Source organism: Lentzea alba, assembly GCF_047445655.1.
Lineage (GTDB): Bacteria > Actinomycetota > Actinomycetes > Mycobacteriales > Pseudonocardiaceae > Lentzea > Lentzea alba_A.
Genome location: NZ_JAJAEG010000004.1, coordinates 378,812 through 395,320 on the forward strand (window position 1 = coordinate 378,812; position 16,509 = coordinate 395,320).

The following is a 16,509-nucleotide window of genomic DNA, read 5'->3' on the forward strand; positions in this document are numbered from 1 at the left end:
CGTGAGAATCCTCGGCCGCCGTGTTGGGGAGCACGTCAACAGACGCGTCCTGGGCGTCTTGGTCGGACTGCTCACAGCGGCGACGATCAGTCCGACAGTGCCGGCGCACGCGGCCGAGTGGGTACCGAAGACTCCGCCGCTGTCGACACCCTGGACCAGCCAGGTGTCGCCGACCAACGCCCTGCCCGAGTACCCGCGGCCGCAGCTCGTCCGCACCGAGTGGCAGAACCTCAACGGCGTCTGGGAGTTCGCCGGCGCCCCGAACCTGAACAACCCGCCCTTCGGCAGGCCGCTGGCCGAAGGCGTGCTGGTGCCGTACCCGATCGAGTCCGCGCTGTCGGGCATCAAACGGCACGAAGACAACATGTTCTACCGCCGCACGTTCACCGTTCCGTCCACTTGGAACGGCCGCAGGGTCAAGCTCAACTTCGGTGCCGTGACGTGGGAGACCAGGGTCTGGGTCAACGGCCAGCAGGTCGGCACCCACACCGGCGGGTTCGACGCGTTCTCGTTCGACATCACGCCCGCACTTCAGACCGGCGCCAACGAGATCATTGTCGGCGTTCACAGCCCGATCGACGGCAGCCGCTATCCGATCGGAAAACAGCGGCGCGATCCCAGCGGCATCTTCTACACCGCCGCGTCCGGTATCTGGCAGACGGTGTGGCTGGAACCGGTGCAGAACGCTCACATCACGCGCCTGGACACCACCCCGGACGTGCCGGGCGGAGTGCTCGACCTGGTCGTGCAGGGCACTGCGGGGTCGATGGTCAACGCCGAGGTGCGCAGCGGCGGCCAGGTGATCAGCGCACGGGCCGGGCTGACCGGCACCCACATCAGGATCCCGATCCCGAACGCCAGGCTGTGGTCGCCGGACGACCCGTTCCTCTACGACCTGCGCGTGACGATGGGCGGCGGCGACGTCGTGACCGGCTACTTCGGCATGCGGTCGTTGGGCAAGGCGATGGTCGGCGGTGCGATGCGGCCGTTGTTGAACGGGAAGTTCGTCTTCCAGATCGGCACGCTCGACCAGGGCTACTGGCCGGACGGCATCTACACCGCGCCGACCGACGAGGCGCTGCGCTGGGACCTCGAACGCCAGAAAGCCCTGGGGTTCAACATGGTCCGCAAGCACATCAAGGTCGAACCGGCGCGCTGGTTCTACCACGCAGACCGGCTCGGTCTGATGGTGTGGCAGGACATGCCCTCGCTCGACGCGGTCGACGAAGTCCCCAACGGGCACGCCAACTTCGAGTCCGAACTGCGGAGGATGATCGACCAGCTCAAGGGCATCACGTCGATCGTGCAGTGGGTGCCGTTCAACGAGGGCTGGGGCGAGTACGACGCCGGCCGGATCGTGAACCTGGTCCGCTCGATCGACAACACCAGGCTGGTCAACCACAACTCGGGCTCCAACTGCTGCGTGTCGGATCCCGATCCGGGCAACGGCGACGTGATCGACGATCACGCCTACCAGATCACGACCGCCACCCGGCAGCCCGACGCCGGCCGGGTCGCGATGCTGGGCGAGTTCGGTGGCCTCGGCAGGAGGGTCGTCGGCCACGAGTACGAGCCGGGCAAGGGATTCGCTTACGGCGCCCTGCATCCGGACGAGCTGTCGCTGACGAACCGGTACGTGGAGATCACCAAGCAGGTCGCGCGGATGGTGCACACGCGCGGGCTGTCCGCGTCGGTCTACACCGAGCCGTACGACGTGGAGAACGAGGTCAACGGCTTCTACACCTACGACCGCCGCGTGCTGAAGATGACCGAGGCACGGGTGCGGGAGATCAACCAGAAGGTACTCGCGATCGCACGCGGCACCGCGGTCGGCCCGGACGACGTGGTGTCGTTGCGCGTCACCACGGCCGGCTACACCGACCGGTACCTGCGCCACCAGAACGGGCTCGCTCGCACCGACGTGATCGGCACGGACCTGGGCAGGCTGGACGCCACGTTCCACGTCCGGCCCGGACTCGTCGACGCGGCCTGCCTGTCGTTCGAGTCGCGCAACTTCCCAGGCCAGTTCCTGCGCCATGCCAACGGCCGGGTCGGCATCGCGTCGAATCCGAACGCCGGCGACGCGACGTTCTGCGCGCGGGAAGGTGTGGGTGGCACCGCTCTGGAGTCGTACAACGTGCGCGGCTCGTTCGTGCGGCACTTCAACGAGAACGTGCACCTGGCGCGCAGCGGTGGCCCGAACCCTTGGGACACAGCGACTTCCTTCGCCGCGGACACGACGTGGGCGATTGGCCAGGCGTTGTGGCGCAGCGGCGCTGATCTGCCGCTGGACCAGGCCCGCTCGTTCCAGGTGACCACGCCCGGCTTCACGGATCGCTACCTGCGGCACCGTGATTCGTTGGCGCGCACGGACGTCGTGACCAGCGCGAGCGACGCCCTGCTGAAGGCGGACGCGACGTTCGTGATCAGGCGCGGGCTAGCCGACCCGACCTGTTACTCGCTGGAGTCCCGCAACTTCCCCGGTCAGTACCTGCGGCACGCGGACTTCCGCGTGCGGTTGAGCGTGAACGACAACACCGACCTGTTCCGCCGCGACGCCACCTTCTGCGCCCAGCCGGGTTCAGGTGGCGTGCGGCTGGAGTCGGTCAACGAGCTCGGCACCAACATCCGGCACTACCAGGAGGAGGTCTGGGTCGCCTCGAACGGCGGCGCGCACATGTACGACAACCCTGCCTCGTACATCCAGGACGTGAGCTGGGCCGTGAGCTCACCCTGGGCACCGTAGGAGAAAAACATGCTGCTACGCATAGTTTCCGTTTCCGCGATCGTGTTGAGCACGATCACAATTCCTGCCGCGGCGGCCTCCCCTGAGGTCGTCGACGCCATGAGCCGCGACTTCGGGATCAGCCCCGCGCAGGCGCTGACCAGGATCCGTCAGGAGAAGGTTGCGTTGAAGATCGCCCCGGACGCCCAGGCGGCCGCGGGGGAGTCCTACGCCGGTAGCTGGTTCGACGGCGGGAAGCTGGTCGTCGGGGTGACCGACCCGGCGAAGATCGACGTCGTGCGCGCCAAGGGTGCTGAGCCCGTGCTGCGGACGAAGACCTTCGCGTCGCTGACCGCCGTGAAGGAGGGCATCGACAGATTGTCGAAGGCCGGCTCGGTGTCGAAGGACGTCGCCGGGTGGCGGGTCGACGTCCAGCGCGGTGCCGTGGTGGTCGACGCGCTGCCGGGTGCCGACCTCTCGTTGCTGCCCAAGGATGTTGTCGTTAACACCGACGGGGTGCAGAAGCCGCAGACCTTCGCGGCCGGCACGGTGGGCGGCGACCCGTTCTACACCGGCAACGTCCGCTGTTCGATCGGGTTCTCCGTGCACGGCGGCTACGTCACCGCCGGGCACTGCAACGTCGGCGCCTGGCACGTCTACGGCTGGGACCGTTCGTGGCAGGGTGAGTTCGTCGGCTCTTCGTTCCCCACCAACGACTACGGCTGGGTCCGCACCGGCGGCGGCTGGTGGAACGTGCCGGTCGTGCTCGGCTGGGGCCAGGTGAGCGACGCCCTGGTGCGCGGCTCGTGGGAGGCCCCGCCCGGCACCTCGGTGTGCCGCTCGGGCTCGACCACGCACTGGCACTGCGGCGTGATCCAGGGCCGCAACGAGACAGTCAACTACCAGCAGGGCCCGGTCTACGAGATGGTCGGGACCTCGGTCTGTGCCGAGGGCGGTGACTCGGGCGGTTCGTTCATCACCGGAGACCAGGCGCAGGGCGTGACCTCCGGCGGGTACGGCAACTGCTCCAGCGGCGGCCGCACGTGGTTCCAGCCCGTTAACGAGATTCTGCGTGTTTACGGGCTGCGGCTGCTGACCGCCTGATCGGCCGATGTCCACCGGGACGCAAACGCGTACTTTCTTCATGTCTGCGTCCCGGTGGATCTTGCTACGAGGTGATCACGTTGTTGGCAGCCGGTCTGGTGCTCGCGGTGCTGGCGAGCGGTGCTGGGTCGAACCCCGGGTTGGACCCGCGAGAACCCGGCGAGCACTCGGTGGTCTACCGCGTCGACACGGTGATCTCGGCGCCACAGGAGCGGATCTACGCGCTGATCACCGACTTCCCCGGCTACGCGCGCTGGAACCCGTGGGTCACCAAGGCCGCGGGCGGCACCTCGCCGGGCGACGAGGTGAAGGTGGACGTGATCCTGGGCTCGCACACCATGGCCGCGAAGCACACCGTGCTCAACGGCGTGCCGGGGCAGCGGTTCTGCTGGAAGGACGCGGGCTGGAACGCCTGGTTCGTCTACGGGCAGCGTTGCCGAACGCTCACATCGCAGCCCGATGGCACTGTGCTCGTCTCCAACGAGCTGCTGATCGACGGAGTGTTCTCCGGTGGGGCGGACTTCATGATGGGCAAGGCGATGCGGGACGGCATGCAGGCCGAGAACGCAGCGTTGAAGCAGGTGGCGGAGTCCTAGTTGAACAGAATCCGCTTGGCCACGGCCCTTCCGAGCGGCGTGCGCAGCCCGGCGAACGCCAGCTCGGCCAGGCTGGGCTCGCGAACCATCGAGAGCCCGCGCCGCATCGCTGACCGAATGCGGTAGCGGCGGCGCATCGCCGCGCCGTCGTAGTGCTCCAGCACGTACTTGTTGCCACTGCGCAGGTAGTCGAAGGTGACCGACGCGGCCAGCTCGGACATCCGCATGCACGGGTCGAGCCCGCCGGCCGTGAGCGGCGAGACCGCTCCCGCCGCGTCACCGACCAGCAACCCCTGCGGTGACACGATCCGGCGCAGCAGCCCGCCGACCGGGATCGGTCCGCCGCGCCGCTGGACCGGCCCGGCGGGTTCCGGGGTGGGGAACGAGTCGCGGAACCGCTGGAGCAGCTGGGGGAGCGGCGCGGTGAACCGGTCGGCGCGGCCGGCCAGGCCGATGTGAGCGTGCTCGCCGTCGTCGATGACCCAGGCGATGTAGCCGGGGGCGAGCCGCGGGTCGACGACGCAGTGGAACGTCGGCGTCGACCCGGTCCTGATCGGGTAGACCTCCTCGATGCCGGTGATCAGCTGCCGGTTGACGTCGAGGCCGAGCTGCTTCGCGACGGTCGAGCGGGCGCCGTCCGCGCCGATCGTGAAGCGAGCCTTCGTCGCTTTCGCGGGATAGCCGGCGTTGAGGTTGACCTGCGCGCCGGCGCGTTCGGCGTCCTTGACGGCCTGGGCGTAGATGCCCGCCATGTCGCCGACCCGGAACTCGTCGCGGTCGCTGACCAGCTCGACCGGCCGGTTCAGGGACGGCGGGTAGAGCAGGACGCGCCGCACCGCCGGTCCCAGGTGGGGCAGCTCGTAGTCGTCGAGCGTGCGCCGGACGAAGATCCCGGTGGTCCGGATGCCGGTCTCCAGGCTTGTCCGACGTTCACAAACCGCCACGTCGAGGCCTGATTCGGCGAGCAGGCGGGCGGTGTTGAGCCCGGCCAGCCCGGCGCCGACGACGAGCACGTCCACGGTGTCCATGCCCGACGGTAAGTTCGGTGAGCACCGCGATTGTCGTTTCCGCGCAACACCTTCACCGGATCTGCACGACTTCTCCACGAACGTGAGCTCTTGACACATCGGAGCTTTGTCGCAGATCGTGGTGGGTACCGCCGCCTCGAACCGCCGCCTTGGTTCGAGGAGGAACCCTGATGGATCCGTTCAACCGCCGCACGGCGATGCGAGCAGGCCTCGTGATCGCGGCGACGCCGTTGGTCGCCGGCATCTCGCCTGCCCTGGCAGACGTCGGAGCTACCGCGTTCAAGGAGAAGTGGGCCCCGAACCCCGGGGTGGACGGGCTGAAGGCGTTCGTGGGCATCGAGGACGACCGCGCGAACTCGCACCCGTCCGCCACGCACATCTTCGCCGAGTCGGAGCAGTACCGGTTCGTGATGCACAAGTCCGATCGGGACGGTTCCGACCGGCAGCGCAACGAGGTGCGGGCGATCCAGAAGAACGGCGCCCGGCAGGACATGAAGAAGAACGAGACCTGGCGCTTCAACTACCAGATGTACATCCCCAGCTCGTTGAAGGGCACCAGCAGCTTCACGCACATCTTCCAGGTCAAGCACACCGCGGTCGCCTCACCCGTGGTCACGGTCTCGCTGTTCCGCTCCGGCTCCACCGAGTCCATCGAGCTGCGGCTCTTCGGTGCGGGACAGGCGAAACTCGGCAGCACGCCGCTCGCGCCGCTGCGCAACAAGTGGATCGACGTCGAGATCGAGCTCAAGGTCGCGGACTCCGGCCGGGCGCGGTTCGCGTTGAAGGACGGCGCGACGACGGTGGTCAACGCGTCGCGATCCGGTATCGACACGTGGCTGGGTGGTGACCAGGCGCATCCGAAGTGGGGGATCTACCGGTCCCTCGGCGACTCCGGGCAACTGCAGGACACCTACCTGTTGCTGCGCAACATGAAGGCATACCGAGACGAATGAGGTGTTCCCAGGCGGCCGGTCGGAGGTGAGAATTACTCGCGTGGGGGATCTGCACGGACGGACTGCCGAGAGCAGGGCCGGTGTCGCCGCGTTTCTGGCCGGTGTGTGGCTGATCGCGGCACCGCCGGTCCTGCACTTCAGCGCGTCGCTGCACGCTTTCCGGCCCTACTGGCTGTCCATGGGGCTGGCGGTCGTGATCATGCTGCTCGGGATGGTGCGCGCGATGGCGCCTTTGGACGTGCCGCTGGTGCGGCCGATCACCATCGCGTTGGCGGGGTGGCTGATCATCGTGTCGCTGCGTGCCGGAGGCGGTGGGATTTGGACCGTTTGGCTCAACCAGCTGGTTGTTTCGGCGGTGATCGCGTTGTCTGCGGGGCTGGCGTTGCTGATTACGATGCGCCGGTGAACAAGTGGCACGTGCCGTCGGACAACTGCCTGATCTGCAAGGGTCCGCAGGAGGTCGTGATCGGCGTGCGCGAGCGCGGGCCGTGGGAACGCCAACACAGCTACACGCGGGTGCTGTTCTGCTCGGCCTGCGACGTCGGCGAGCTTCGGGCGTTCGACTACGACGACTTCGTGGTGTTCGAAGAAGAAGACGACGTGATGGTCTGGTCGTCGGTCATGGTGACCGCGGACGTCGACCAGCTGCGGTCGATCTTCGCCTGTTCGTCTCCGCTGGATCACACCTGTGAGTGCGCGCAGCACGTTCGGGCCTATGACACGAGTGTGAAGGCGAACAAGACGAGGCTGCCGGAGTACGGATCGCACCGGCACAGCCCGGTCGGCCGCACCACCGTGACGGTGAGGACGGTGGACGGCCTGGCCGAGTTCGTGCCTGCCTGACGTTCAGTCGATCACGGCGATCGCCTCGATCTCGACCAGGTGCTCTGGGACGTCCAGTGTGGCCACGCCGATCAACGTGGCGGGTGGCGCCGGCGTCTCGCCCGTTCGTGCGGCGGCTTTCGCGATGCCGTCGAGCAGTTGCGGCATCTTGTCCGGTGTCCAGTCCACGACGTACACGGTGACCTTCACCAGATCCGCGAACGTGGCCCCGGCGCCCTTGAGCGCGGTGTGCACGTTCACATAGGCCTGCTCCGTCTGCGTCGCGAGGTCCGGCTCGGCGTCCCAGGCGACCTGGCCGGCCACGTAGATCGTTCTGCTGCCGGTGGCGACGGCGACCTGGTGGTAGACGTCGATCGCGGGCAGGCCCTCGGGGTTGATGAGGGTGACGGCCATGGGTTGCTTCCTCTCTTGTGGTTACTGAGGAACTGTAGGAGAGTGTGCGCTGACCTGGAAGAACGCACTTTTTCGTGAGTGGGGAACCAAAAGGTGAGCAAGCAGCTCAGCGGGGACATCGCGAGGGCGGACTCGTTGGCGCGCGAGATCTTCTCCGACATCGCCAACAAGTGGGCACTGCTGATCATCGAGACGATCGGCGACGAGACGCGTCGGTTCACCGAGCTGAAGACCGGGGTCGACGGCATCAGCCACAAGATGCTGACGCAGAACCTGCGGCTGCTCGAACGCAACGGCCTGGTGTCGCGCGTCGTACATCCCACGGTGCCGCCGCGCGTCGACTACACGCTCACCGAGCCGGGGCGGGCGTTGCGCAAGACGGTCGACGCGATGTGCGACTGGACGACGCGGTACCTGAGCGAGATCGAGGCAGCCCGGAGTCGCTTTGGTCACTCAACTTGATAGTCATGATTAGTGACTATATGGTGGAAGACATGAGCGAGCAGAAGATCATTGCTGTGGTGGGCGCGACCGGCGTGCAGGGCGGAGCGGTGTCGCGGGCGTTGCTGGCCGACGGGGAGTTCGCGGTGCGTGCTTTGACGCGTTCCGTCGATTCGGCCGGCGCGCAGGAGCTGGCCGCGCTCGGTGCGGAGGTCGTGGCGGCGGACCTGTACGACGTGGACAGCCTGCGGAAGGCGTTCGACGGGGCCTATGGCGCGTACCTGGTGACGCCGTTCTTCACGCACCTGTCGGCGGCCAAGGAGCTGGAAGAGGTCGGCAACCTCGTCACCGCGGCGGCCGGGCTGCAGCACGTCGTGTGGTCGACGCTGGAGGACACCCGCGAAGTGATCTCGCTCGACGACGACCGCATGCCGACGCTGGACGAGAAGTACAAGGTGCCGCACTTCGACGTGAAGGGCGGCGAGGCGGACGCGCTCTTCGAGAAGGCCGGCCTGCCGACCACGTACGTGCGGATGTCGTTCTACTGGAACAACATGCTGCGCGACCTCGCGCCGCGGCGGGGTGAGGACGGCACGTTGTCGTTGTCGCTGCCGATGGGAGATTCGAAGATCTCCGGCATCGCGGGCGAGGACATCGGCAAGGCGGTGGTGAGCGTGCTCAAGCGGCCGTCCGAGACGATCGGCCAGACGATCGGGCTCGGCACGGAGCACCTGACGGGCGAGCAGGTCGCCGAAGCGTTCAGCGCGGTGCTGGGGGAGACGGTCAAGTACGAGCCGTTGTCGCACAACGGTTTCCGTGGCCTGGGCTTCCCGGCCGCGATCGAGCTGGGCAACATGTTCCAGTACTACACGGAGTTCCCGCAGCACATCCTGAGCCGGCGGGAGACCGCGCAGACCCGGTCGATCGTGCCGACCTGGTTGACGCTCAAGGAGTTCCTCGCCGCGCACCGCGAGGAGATCGTGGTGGGCTAACCGCGGTAGTGGCCGGCGATCTCGCCGAACACCTCTTTGAAGGCCGCGAACTTCTCGGGACCGATCCGGCGGGCGAACCCGTCCTCGATCTCGGCGATGATCTTCGCGGCCTGCACCATCTGGTCGCGCCCGAGCTCGGTGGGCACGACCAGTTTGGCGCGCCGGTCGGCCGGGTCGGGCTGGCGCGTGACGTAGCCGAGGCGCTCCAGCTCGTCGATCAGCGTGCCGATCACCTGCTTGTGCTGGCCGGAGCGGTCGGAGAGCTCGCTGGCGCGGGTGCCTTCGGGCTTGATGTAAGCCATGACGGCGCCGTGGCGGGGGCGGAGCTCGCCGTGACCCACCTCGGCCAGGCGGGCGAAGAGCTCCTTCTGGAAGCCCGAGAGCAGGTGCGCGGAAAGCACGCCGATGTCCGCCATGGTCAGATGTTAACGCGCCCAGGGCGAGTACCTTCGCAGGACATGGACGCCGAACGACTTCGCCGGACCTGGGACAGCTACGCGCCGCGCTACGACCGCGACATCCGCCTGTTCGAACGGATCCAGTTCGCCGGCGGCCGGGAATGGGTGTGCGGACAGGCGAAAGGCGAGGTGCTGGAGGTCGCGATCGGTACCGGGCGCAACCTCCCGCACTACCCGCCTGGCACCAAGGTCATCGGGCTCGACCTCAGCCCGGCGATGCTGGAGGTCGCACGTGGGCGGGCCGACGAGCTGAAGGTCGTGGTGGAGCTGCACGAAGGGGACGCGCAGGCGTTGCCGTTCGCGGACAGCAGTTTCGACACGGTGGTGTGCACGCTCGGGCTGTGCGGGGTGCCGGACGAGCGCGGGGCGATCGGCGAGATGCACCGGGTGCTCAAGGCGGGCGGGTTGTTGCTGTTGCTCGACCACGTCGGCAGTCACCACCGGTTCATCCACTTCGGACAGTCCCTGTTGGAGCGGATGACTGTGCGGATGTGCGGTGACTACCAGACGCGGCGGCCGTTGCCACTGGTCGAGCAGGCCGGGTTCGACGTCGTTCGCAGGGAGAGGCTGAAGCTGGGCACGGTGGAGCGGCTCGCCGCCGTCAAGCGGTGAGCCGCTCCGACTCCGGTCAGCCCTGCGGTTCGTAGAGGCTGAACGGCGTGCCCTGGTCGTCCTGGCAGTGCGCGATGCGGCCGACGTCCGGCACGGTCTGCACGTCGTCGCTCTTGCCGCCCAGCTCGGCGATCTTGCGCACGGACGCGTCGATGTCCGTGGTGTGGAAGTAGATCCGCGGCTGGGTGAGCTGGGCGTCCCTGACCGCGATCGCGCCTGCTGCGCCGTTCGTGACGACGTGGTAGTCCTCGCCCATGAGGCTGGTCTCCCAGCCGAACACGCCGGCGTAGAAGGCCCGTGCCCGCGCGGTGTCCTCGGCGGGCAGCTCGAACCAGTTGACCTGTCCGGACATCTCGATCGCTCCTTCGGTTGTTCTTGCTTCGAGCGAAGGACGAGCGAGTGGGGTCGAACTCGACATCAGCCGCCGAGAACTTCGAGACCGGATTCGTAGTGGTCGAGCGCGGCACCGACGGCCGCGGCGACGGTGACCTCGAAGATCTCGTCCTCGGTGTGGTCCAGCTGGGCGATGTCCTCGTCGGTGATGCGGTACGAGGCGTTGCGAACCGTCGCCGCATAGGAACCCCACGCGTCACCGGCGGCCGCGGCCTGGCGCAGCTCGGGTGAGGTGCGGGCGGGCGCTTCCAGGACGGCTTTGCGGAGTTCTTCCGGGGTGCCAACACCTTTGCCGGTGAGGAAGCCGGGGAAGCGGTAGCCGAAGCGGTGCAGCGAGCGCGTGCCGGACTCCAGCTGGCCGGGCCGCAGCTCGAACTTGAACGCGTTCGCGAGCCGGTTCACCACCTGCCAGATCAGGCTGACGTTCAACGCGTCGACGGCGGCGTCGTGCGGTATCGCGGGAGGGGTGAGGTCTTCGAGGAACGCGAGTGCGGCCGTGAGTTCGGGGCGCAGGGGTGTGGGATCGCCGGCGAGCTGGACCAGTTCGGTGTGCGTGACGGCGCAGTACGGGCACTGGAGACGTTCCGCGGTGCGCATGGCGATGTACTCGCGTTCTCCCGCCGTCCAGAACGACGGGCCGCGCATCGCCTTCGCGCTCAGGTCGAGGAACACCGCGCCGAAGAAATCGGGGCGGTACAACAGGGTCTTCGGCACGTCGGACATCGGCACCCGTGACACCAACTCGGTGAAGCCGAAGAACATCCGCGCGGGCAGGCGGTGGCCTCGGTCGAGCACGGTGAGTCGCATCAGGAATCCTCCAGGGAACGCAGGCGGCCCGCGAGGAAACGGCGGTCGGCCGGACTGACCGCCAGCTCGTGGGCACGCCGGTACGCGGCAACGGCCTCGTCGCGCCGGTCCAGGCGGCGCAACAGGTCGGCGCGGGCGGAGTGCAGCAGGTGGTACTCGTCGATGCCCTCGATCCCGTCGATCAGCTTGAGGCCGGCTTCCGGTCCGTCCGCCATCGCGACGGCGACGGCGTGGTTGAGCTGGACGACCGGAGTCGGTGCGGTGGCGAGGAGTTCGGTGTAGAGGGCGGCTGTGCGGGACCAGTCGACGGGGTCCTGCACGTGCAGCGCGGCGATCGTGGCGTGCAGGACGTACGGGCCCGGCGAGCCGAACCTGAGCGCGCGGTCGAGCAGCGTCATGCCCTCGGAGATCTCCTCGACGTTCCAGAGCGTGCGGTCCTGGTCTTCGAGCAGCACGAGGTCGCCGTCGGCGGTCTGGCGGGCGGCGCTGCGGGAGTTGTGCAGCAGCAGCAACGCGGTGAGGCCGTGCGCCTCCGGTTCGTCGGGCATGAGTGCCGCGACGAGCTTGCTCAGCCTGATCGCTTCGAGTCGCAGCTCGGCGTCCGCCGTCGTGTAGCCCCTGGTGAAGATCAGGTAGAGCACCGCGAGCACGCCGCTGAGGCGTTCGGGCAGCAGGTGGTCGGCGGGCACCTCGAACGTGATGCCGGCGTCGCGGATCTTGCGCTTGGCCCGGACCAGCCGCTGGGCCAGTGCGGACTCGGCGACCAGGAACGACCGGGCGATCTGCGCGGCCGTGAACCCCGCCACCGCTTGGAGCGTTAGCGCTAACCTCGCCTCCTCGTTCAACGCGGGGTGACAGCAGGTGAAGATCAGGCTCAGCCGTTCGTCGCCCAGATCGACGAGCTGTTTCTCGCTCATCGTCGTGGGCTCGGGCGGCGCGGGGAGCTTGGTGCGGGCCATCCGGGCGTGCCGGAGCCGGTCGAGCGCGTGGTTGCGGGCGACGGTGAGCAGCCAGGCGAAGGGGTCGTCGGGCACCTGTGAACGTGGCCATTTGCGCAACGCCTGCGAGCACGCCTCCTGCAGCGCGTCCTCGGCCAGCTCGAAGTCGCCGAGCGCCCGCACGAGTGCCGCGAGCATCCGGGACCGGTGCTCGCGGTACACCCGTTCGACCGCGGCCGACGCGAGGTCGCTCATGCCACCCCGTGGTTGAGGCCGGGGATGTGGTCGACCGGGCGCACCTCGATCGTCGCCCCGAACTGCGCCTGCGGCACCATCTCGGCCAGTTCCAGCGCCTCGTCGAGGTCACGGCAGTTCAGCAGGTAGTACCCGCCGAGGTGCTCGTGCGTCTCGGCGAACGGCCCGTCGGTCAGCACGGCCTTGCCTTGCTGGACCCGGACCGTGGTCGCGGTGCTGACCGGCTTGAGCGGGTCGCCGGCCACGAACACACCCCGCTGCCGGCACTCGTCGGCGAACGCGTTGACCCGCGTGAGGATCTCCTCGAACCGCGGATCACCGGGCTTGGGGCGGTCCTCGCAGTTGTAGATCAGGAACATGTAGTGCATGCGTGTCCTCCAGTCGTCGTTCCGAGGACGAACGAACCCTCTGGAACTCGACATTCGAGCACGACGTGTTTCTCACGGCGCGGCGAGCGCCTCCGTCGGGGTGAGCCGCGACGCCCTGACCGCGGGATACACACCCGCGACGACGCCCGTGAGGACGGCCGCCGCCAGGCCTGCGAGGACCATCTCGATCGGGATCACCGCCGGCCAGTCGTGCACGGCGGCGTACCCGGCGGTGCCGATGAGGCCCAGCAGGACGCCGGCCACGCCGCCCAGCAGGCACAGGACGACCGACTCGGTCAGGAACTGTGTCCTGACCTGGCCTCTGTTGGCGCCCAACGCTCTGCGGAGACCGATCTCGCGCTTGCGCTCGAGCACGGAGATCACCATCGTGTTCGCGACCCCGATGCCGCCGACCAGCAGCGCCACGCCGGCCAGGCCGAGCATCAGGGCGGAGAAGGTGTTCTCGGTGAGGCGCTTGGCCGTGAGGGCGTCGGAGGGGCGGCTGACCCGGACCTGCGACGGCTGCTGCGGGTAGACTGTCGGCGGCAGCACGGCGCGGACGTCGTCGATCGCCGCTTCCTGCGCTCGGAGGTAGAGCACCGTCGGGCGTTGGTCGAAGCCGAGCTGCTTGGCCGCGTCCCAGCCGACGAGTGCGGACCTCTCGATCTCCGGGGCCAGTGGGAGGGGGTCGAGGATGCCGATCACGGTGAACCAGGTGTCGTTGATGCGGACCTGGGCGTCCGGTGCGGTGATGCCGAGCCTTGTCGCGGCGATGTGTCCCAGGACGACCGTGGGGAACTTCTCGGTGGCCTCGTTGAGGAAGGTGCCGGTGTGGACGTGGCCGTTGAGGGTGTCGAGGAGGTTGAGCTTCGAGGCCAGGACGGTCAGGCCGGAGGTCTCGGAGTCCGGGATGCGGTCGGAGCGGCGGACCACCGCGTGGGTGTTGGCCACGGCGCTGACCTTCTCGGTGGGGTCGATGCGTTCGACCATCGCGACCGAGTCCGGGGGAAGGGAGGCGGCCTCGTTGTTGGCTCCTGGGGCTGCTTCTGCTCGGAGGAGGTTGGTGCCGAGGGCGGCGAACTCCTCCATGAGGGCGGCTCGGCTGGAGGCCGGGATGCCGGTGACGACCACCAGGGTCGCGATGCCGATGGAGATGCCCAGGGCGGAGAGGACGGCTCGCAGGGGCCTCGTGCGCAAGGGGGACAGGCCTAGAAGAAGGAGGTCGGTGAGGCTCAGCCGGGTGGGTTTGAGTTTGAGGCCGGTGGGTGTGGGGTTTCGGAGCACGGGTTGGGTGGGTTGGGGAGGCGGGGTGGGCTGGGTTGTCGGGTTCGGGCGACTCGGGCTCACGCGGTCACCTCTGCCGCCACTGGCGCCTGCGCCTGGATGCGGCCGTCCCTGATCTCCACCTGGCGCGGCAGCCGGGCCGCCACTTCCCGGTCGTGCGTGATCACGGCGAGCGTTGTCCCGTCCCGGTTCAGGTCCAGCAACAGATCCAGCACCGCACGCCCGGTCGCCGTGTCCAGCGCGCCGGTCGGTTCGTCGGCCAGCACCAACGCAGGCCGGTTCACCACCGCGCGTGCGATCGCGACCCTCTGACGTTCACCGCCGGACAGCTCGTGCGGCCGATGCTTCAGCCGATGTGTCAAACCGACGCGTTCCAACGCCTCTGCCGCCATCGTGGCGCGCCACTTGCGCGGTGTGCCTGCGTACAGCAGGCCCGTCGCCACGTTGTCGAGTGCGGTCAGGCCGTCGGCCAGGTGGAACTGCTGGAACACGAACCCGATCCGCCGCCCGCGCAGAGCGGACAGCTGCCGGTCGGTCAGGCCGGCGATGTCGTGGCCGTCCAACGTCACGGTGCCGCTGGTGGGGCGGTCCAGCGTGCCGAGCAGGTTGAGCAGCGTCGACTTGCCGGAGCCGGACGGGCCGACGATCGCGACGGCCTCGCCCGCGTGGAGCGTCAGGGAGACGCCGTCCAGTGCGCGCACGCCGCCTGCGTACTCCTTGACGGCGTCATGGACCTCCAGAACCGGTGTCACGAGGTCGTCACCACCTGCATGCCCTCGCTGAGACCGCCGCCGCTGATCTCGACGAGCCCGCCGGCGAACAGGCCGGTCTTGACCGGAACCAGTTGCCCGGCAGCGGTTTGCACGGCGTAGCCGCCCTCGCGCAACGCCAGCAGCGCGGTCACCGGCACGGCCAGCACGCCCTGCCGCGCGGTGCTGGTGAGGCGGACGCGGACCGGGCCGGAGTCGAACGAGCCGACCTCGGCGTCCAGGGCGATGTCGACGGCGATCACCGGGGTTTCCTGGCCGTTGCCGTCCTTTTCGGACTTGACCTCGGTGCTGACCGACCGCACGGTTCCTGCGGTTTCGGTGCCGTTGGGCAGCACTACCGTCACCTTCAGGTCCTTTTTGAACACTTCGGCCTGCCGTGCCTCGACCGAGGCGGCGACAGCCTTACCGGTCGCGGTCACGGTCATCAGCGGGCCCTCGCCGGGTGCGGAGGGCTTGGCCGTGACCGACTCGACCCGCACTTCTCCGGACAGCACGACGACGTCGCCTGGTTCGATCACGCCGGTCTGGTCGACCTTCTCGGCCTTCTGCCAGCGCTTGACCGCGTCGATCGTGGCCGGGGTGAGCTCGTCGGGCGCGCCGCCCAGCTTGTAGCCGAGGGTGCCCAGGTTGTCCTTCACGATCTTCACGTCCGGACCCTTGAGGCCGGGCGTGTCGAGCTTGCGCCACAACGGCGTGTCGCCGAAGAACAGCCACACAGCGCGATTGTCCACTTTGTACAGCGCCTGGCCGCGGTCGACCGCGGTGCCGGGCTCCGGCAACCAGGTGAGCGTGCCCGGCCGTCGTCCGGTCACCTGCACCGCGGCACCGAATCCCAGCGTGGCCTTGAACTCGCGCACGTCGGTCAGGTCGGTCTTCTTCACGGCAACGGTCTGCGGTGCCGGTGGTTGTGATGGCTGAGCGGGAGCGCTGCGGGTCCAGGTGAGCGCGAACACTCCACCGGTCACCGCGAGAGCGACCACGCCGGCGATGATCCACCGCTTCACTTACGTCCCCCGCCGAAGACTTCCTGCTCGCACTCCTTCTCGATCTTCGTGCGCTCGTCCGGCGGCAGGGTCTGCTCACCGTCGTAGGTCCAGCTGCCGGGCTCGGTCTCGATGACCTTCACGCCGCGGTTGTTGAGGCACTGGACGTTCTTGTGCCAGTTGTCGGCGAACGTCGGGTTGCTCGAGTCCATCTCCCACGGCGGCAGCGGCCACTTCTTCGCGCACAGCTTCCACGCCTCGTCGCTGTACTGGCGGCGGCCCGCAGGCCCCGGGCCGGTGCCGGTCGCGTTCGGGTCCTTCTCGGCCAGGCAGGCGGTGTGCGCGTCGTAGTACCGCTGCTTCTCCTCCTCAGTCATGTCCATGCGCAGCCGCGGCTGTTCGGAGTCCGTTGGCGCAGTAGCAGAAGAGGAGGGTGCGGAAGCGCCGGACGACTGCAGGGACGCGACGTTCGCGGCCGGGGGAGCTGCCTGGCTGCACGCGGAGAGCAGCAGCACGGCAGCGCCGATCAACAGCTTGGGGTTCATGGCGGCGATGCTGCCGGGCGG

The 16,509-nt window shown here is 68.4% G+C and carries 20 protein-coding genes; 9 read left to right on the forward strand and 11 right to left on the reverse strand.

All coding sequences use genetic code 11. From position 1 onward, the window contains the following. The first annotated feature begins 1 nt into the window (after position 1). From LFM09_RS09450 to LFM09_RS09460, 3 genes are all read left to right on the forward strand, one after another. Positions 2-2,746, forward strand: a complete 2,745-nt coding sequence (locus LFM09_RS09450; RefSeq protein WP_414095943.1) for an AbfB domain-containing protein — start codon at positions 2-4, stop codon at positions 2,744-2,746. A 9-nt stretch (positions 2,747-2,755) separates the two neighbouring features. Continuing rightward, a complete protein-coding gene (locus LFM09_RS09455; protein ID WP_414095944.1) occupies positions 2,756-3,829 on the forward strand; it encodes a S1 family peptidase in 1,074 nt (357 codons plus the stop codon). A gap of 71 nt (positions 3,830-3,900) precedes the next feature. Next, a complete protein-coding gene (locus LFM09_RS09460; RefSeq protein WP_414095945.1) occupies positions 3,901-4,425 on the forward strand; it encodes an SRPBCC domain-containing protein in 525 nt (174 codons plus the stop codon). Here LFM09_RS09460 and LFM09_RS09465 read toward each other — a convergent pair. Beyond that, positions 4,422-5,453, reverse strand: a complete 1,032-nt coding sequence (locus tag LFM09_RS09465) for an FAD-dependent oxidoreductase (protein WP_414095946.1) — start codon at positions 5,451-5,453, stop codon at positions 4,422-4,424. The genes LFM09_RS09460 and LFM09_RS09465 overlap by 4 nt on opposite strands. Positions 5,454-5,623: 170 nt before the next feature. Between LFM09_RS09465 and LFM09_RS09470 the strand changes: the two genes are divergently transcribed. From LFM09_RS09470 to LFM09_RS09480, 3 genes are read left to right on the forward strand one after another with little or no spacing between them, the layout of a single operon-like run. Further along, the gene (locus LFM09_RS09470; RefSeq protein ID WP_414095947.1) at positions 5,624-6,406 is read left to right on the forward strand and encodes a Tat pathway signal sequence domain protein; all 783 of its coding nucleotides are present in this window, start codon (positions 5,624-5,626) and stop codon (positions 6,404-6,406) included. A 40-nt stretch (positions 6,407-6,446) separates the two neighbouring features. Then, on the forward strand, positions 6,447-6,812 hold the full coding sequence (locus LFM09_RS09475; protein ID WP_414095948.1) for a hypothetical protein: 366 nt from the start codon (positions 6,447-6,449) through the stop codon (positions 6,810-6,812). Then, complete coding sequence (locus tag LFM09_RS09480; protein WP_414095949.1) at positions 6,809-7,249, forward strand: hypothetical protein; 441 nt, start codon at positions 6,809-6,811, stop codon at positions 7,247-7,249. Before LFM09_RS09475 ends, LFM09_RS09480 begins: the two co-directional genes overlap by 4 nt. A 3-nt stretch (positions 7,250-7,252) precedes the next feature. Here LFM09_RS09480 and LFM09_RS09485 read toward each other — a convergent pair whose 3' ends face one another. Next, positions 7,253-7,642 (reverse strand): RidA family protein, encoded by a 390-nt coding sequence (locus LFM09_RS09485; RefSeq protein WP_414095950.1) that lies wholly within the window; start codon positions 7,640-7,642, stop codon positions 7,253-7,255. Between the two features lie 93 nt (positions 7,643-7,735). Between LFM09_RS09485 and LFM09_RS09490 the strand changes: the two genes are divergently transcribed. Both LFM09_RS09490 and LFM09_RS09495 read left to right on the forward strand, forming a co-directional pair. After that, a complete protein-coding gene (locus LFM09_RS09490; RefSeq protein WP_414095951.1) occupies positions 7,736-8,104 on the forward strand; it encodes a winged helix-turn-helix transcriptional regulator in 369 nt (122 codons plus the stop codon). 32 nt (positions 8,105-8,136) lie between these two features. After that, entirely contained in the window at positions 8,137-9,075 is a 939-nt protein-coding gene (locus tag LFM09_RS09495; RefSeq protein WP_414095952.1) for an NmrA/HSCARG family protein, read from the forward strand. On the opposite strand, the gene LFM09_RS09500 is transcribed toward LFM09_RS09495, so the two are convergent. Further along, positions 9,072-9,491, reverse strand: a complete 420-nt coding sequence (locus tag LFM09_RS09500; protein WP_414095953.1) for a MarR family winged helix-turn-helix transcriptional regulator — start codon at positions 9,489-9,491, stop codon at positions 9,072-9,074. The genes LFM09_RS09495 and LFM09_RS09500 overlap by 4 nt on opposite strands. Positions 9,492-9,533: 42 nt before the next feature. Between LFM09_RS09500 and LFM09_RS09505 the strand changes: the two genes are divergently transcribed. Continuing rightward, a complete protein-coding gene (locus LFM09_RS09505; protein ID WP_414095954.1) occupies positions 9,534-10,145 on the forward strand; it encodes a class I SAM-dependent methyltransferase in 612 nt (203 codons plus the stop codon). 16 nt (positions 10,146-10,161) lie between these two features. Here LFM09_RS09505 and LFM09_RS09510 read toward each other — a convergent pair whose 3' ends face one another. The 8 genes from LFM09_RS09510 to LFM09_RS09545 all read right to left on the reverse strand — a co-directional run bounded on the left by LFM09_RS09510 (position 10,162) and on the right by LFM09_RS09545 (position 16,488). Beyond that, positions 10,162-10,497, reverse strand: a complete 336-nt coding sequence (locus LFM09_RS09510) for a VOC family protein (protein WP_414095955.1) — start codon at positions 10,495-10,497, stop codon at positions 10,162-10,164. A 65-nt stretch (positions 10,498-10,562) separates the two neighbouring features. After that, positions 10,563-11,345 carry a hypothetical protein gene (locus LFM09_RS09515; RefSeq protein WP_414095956.1) on the reverse strand — a complete coding sequence of 261 codons (783 nt, stop codon included), beginning with the start codon at positions 11,343-11,345 and terminating at the stop codon, positions 10,563-10,565. Further along, a complete protein-coding gene (locus tag LFM09_RS09520) occupies positions 11,345-12,538 on the reverse strand; it encodes an RNA polymerase sigma factor (RefSeq protein WP_414095957.1) in 1,194 nt (397 codons plus the stop codon). Before LFM09_RS09520 ends, LFM09_RS09515 begins: the two co-directional genes overlap by 1 nt. After that, complete coding sequence (locus tag LFM09_RS09525) at positions 12,535-12,906, reverse strand: YciI family protein (RefSeq protein WP_414095958.1); 372 nt, start codon at positions 12,904-12,906, stop codon at positions 12,535-12,537. The genes LFM09_RS09520 and LFM09_RS09525 overlap by 4 nt, the downstream gene beginning before the upstream one ends. Before the next feature lie 72 nt (positions 12,907-12,978). Then, complete coding sequence (locus tag LFM09_RS09530; RefSeq protein ID WP_414095984.1) at positions 12,979-14,190, reverse strand: ABC transporter permease; 1,212 nt, start codon at positions 14,188-14,190, stop codon at positions 12,979-12,981. Positions 14,191-14,249: 59 nt separating this feature from the next. Continuing rightward, the gene (locus tag LFM09_RS09535) at positions 14,250-14,942 is read right to left on the reverse strand and encodes an ABC transporter ATP-binding protein (protein ID WP_414095959.1); all 693 of its coding nucleotides are present in this window, start codon (positions 14,940-14,942) and stop codon (positions 14,250-14,252) included. Then, positions 14,939-15,964 carry a peptidoglycan-binding protein gene (locus tag LFM09_RS09540; protein ID WP_414095960.1) on the reverse strand — a complete coding sequence of 342 codons (1,026 nt, stop codon included), beginning with the start codon at positions 15,962-15,964 and terminating at the stop codon, positions 14,939-14,941. The genes LFM09_RS09535 and LFM09_RS09540 overlap by 4 nt, the downstream gene beginning before the upstream one ends. Beyond that, positions 15,961-16,488, reverse strand: coding sequence for a hypothetical protein (locus tag LFM09_RS09545; protein WP_414095961.1), 528 nt, complete (start codon positions 16,486-16,488; stop codon positions 15,961-15,963). The genes LFM09_RS09540 and LFM09_RS09545 overlap by 4 nt, the downstream gene beginning before the upstream one ends. Positions 16,489-16,509: the final 21 nt, after the last annotated feature.

Bases quoted from the DNA above. Each gene is read 5' to 3' on its own strand.
- LFM09_RS09455 (WP_414095944.1), top strand. From the start codon at position 2,756: ATGCTGCTACGCATAGTTTCCGTTTCCGCGATCGTGTTGAGCACGATC.
- LFM09_RS09465 (WP_414095946.1), bottom strand. From the start codon at position 5,453: ATGGACACCGTGGACGTGCTCGTCGTCGGCGCCGGGCTGGCCGGGCTC.
- LFM09_RS09470 (WP_414095947.1), top strand. From the start codon at position 5,624: ATGGATCCGTTCAACCGCCGCACGGCGATGCGAGCAGGCCTCGTGATC.
- LFM09_RS09485 (WP_414095950.1), bottom strand. From the start codon at position 7,642: ATGGCCGTCACCCTCATCAACCCCGAGGGCCTGCCCGCGATCGACGTC.
- LFM09_RS09495 (WP_414095952.1), top strand. From the start codon at position 8,137: ATGAGCGAGCAGAAGATCATTGCTGTGGTGGGCGCGACCGGCGTGCAG.
- LFM09_RS09500 (WP_414095953.1), bottom strand. From the start codon at position 9,491: ATGGCGGACATCGGCGTGCTTTCCGCGCACCTGCTCTCGGGCTTCCAG.
- LFM09_RS09505 (WP_414095954.1), top strand. From the start codon at position 9,534: ATGGACGCCGAACGACTTCGCCGGACCTGGGACAGCTACGCGCCGCGC.
- LFM09_RS09510 (WP_414095955.1), bottom strand. From the start codon at position 10,497: ATGTCCGGACAGGTCAACTGGTTCGAGCTGCCCGCCGAGGACACCGCG.
- LFM09_RS09515 (WP_414095956.1), bottom strand. From the start codon at position 11,345: ATGCGACTCACCGTGCTCGACCGAGGCCACCGCCTGCCCGCGCGGATG.
- LFM09_RS09520 (WP_414095957.1), bottom strand. From the start codon at position 12,538: ATGAGCGACCTCGCGTCGGCCGCGGTCGAACGGGTGTACCGCGAGCAC.
- LFM09_RS09525 (WP_414095958.1), bottom strand. From the start codon at position 12,906: ATGCACTACATGTTCCTGATCTACAACTGCGAGGACCGCCCCAAGCCC.
- LFM09_RS09545 (WP_414095961.1), bottom strand. From the start codon at position 16,488: ATGAACCCCAAGCTGTTGATCGGCGCTGCCGTGCTGCTGCTCTCCGCG.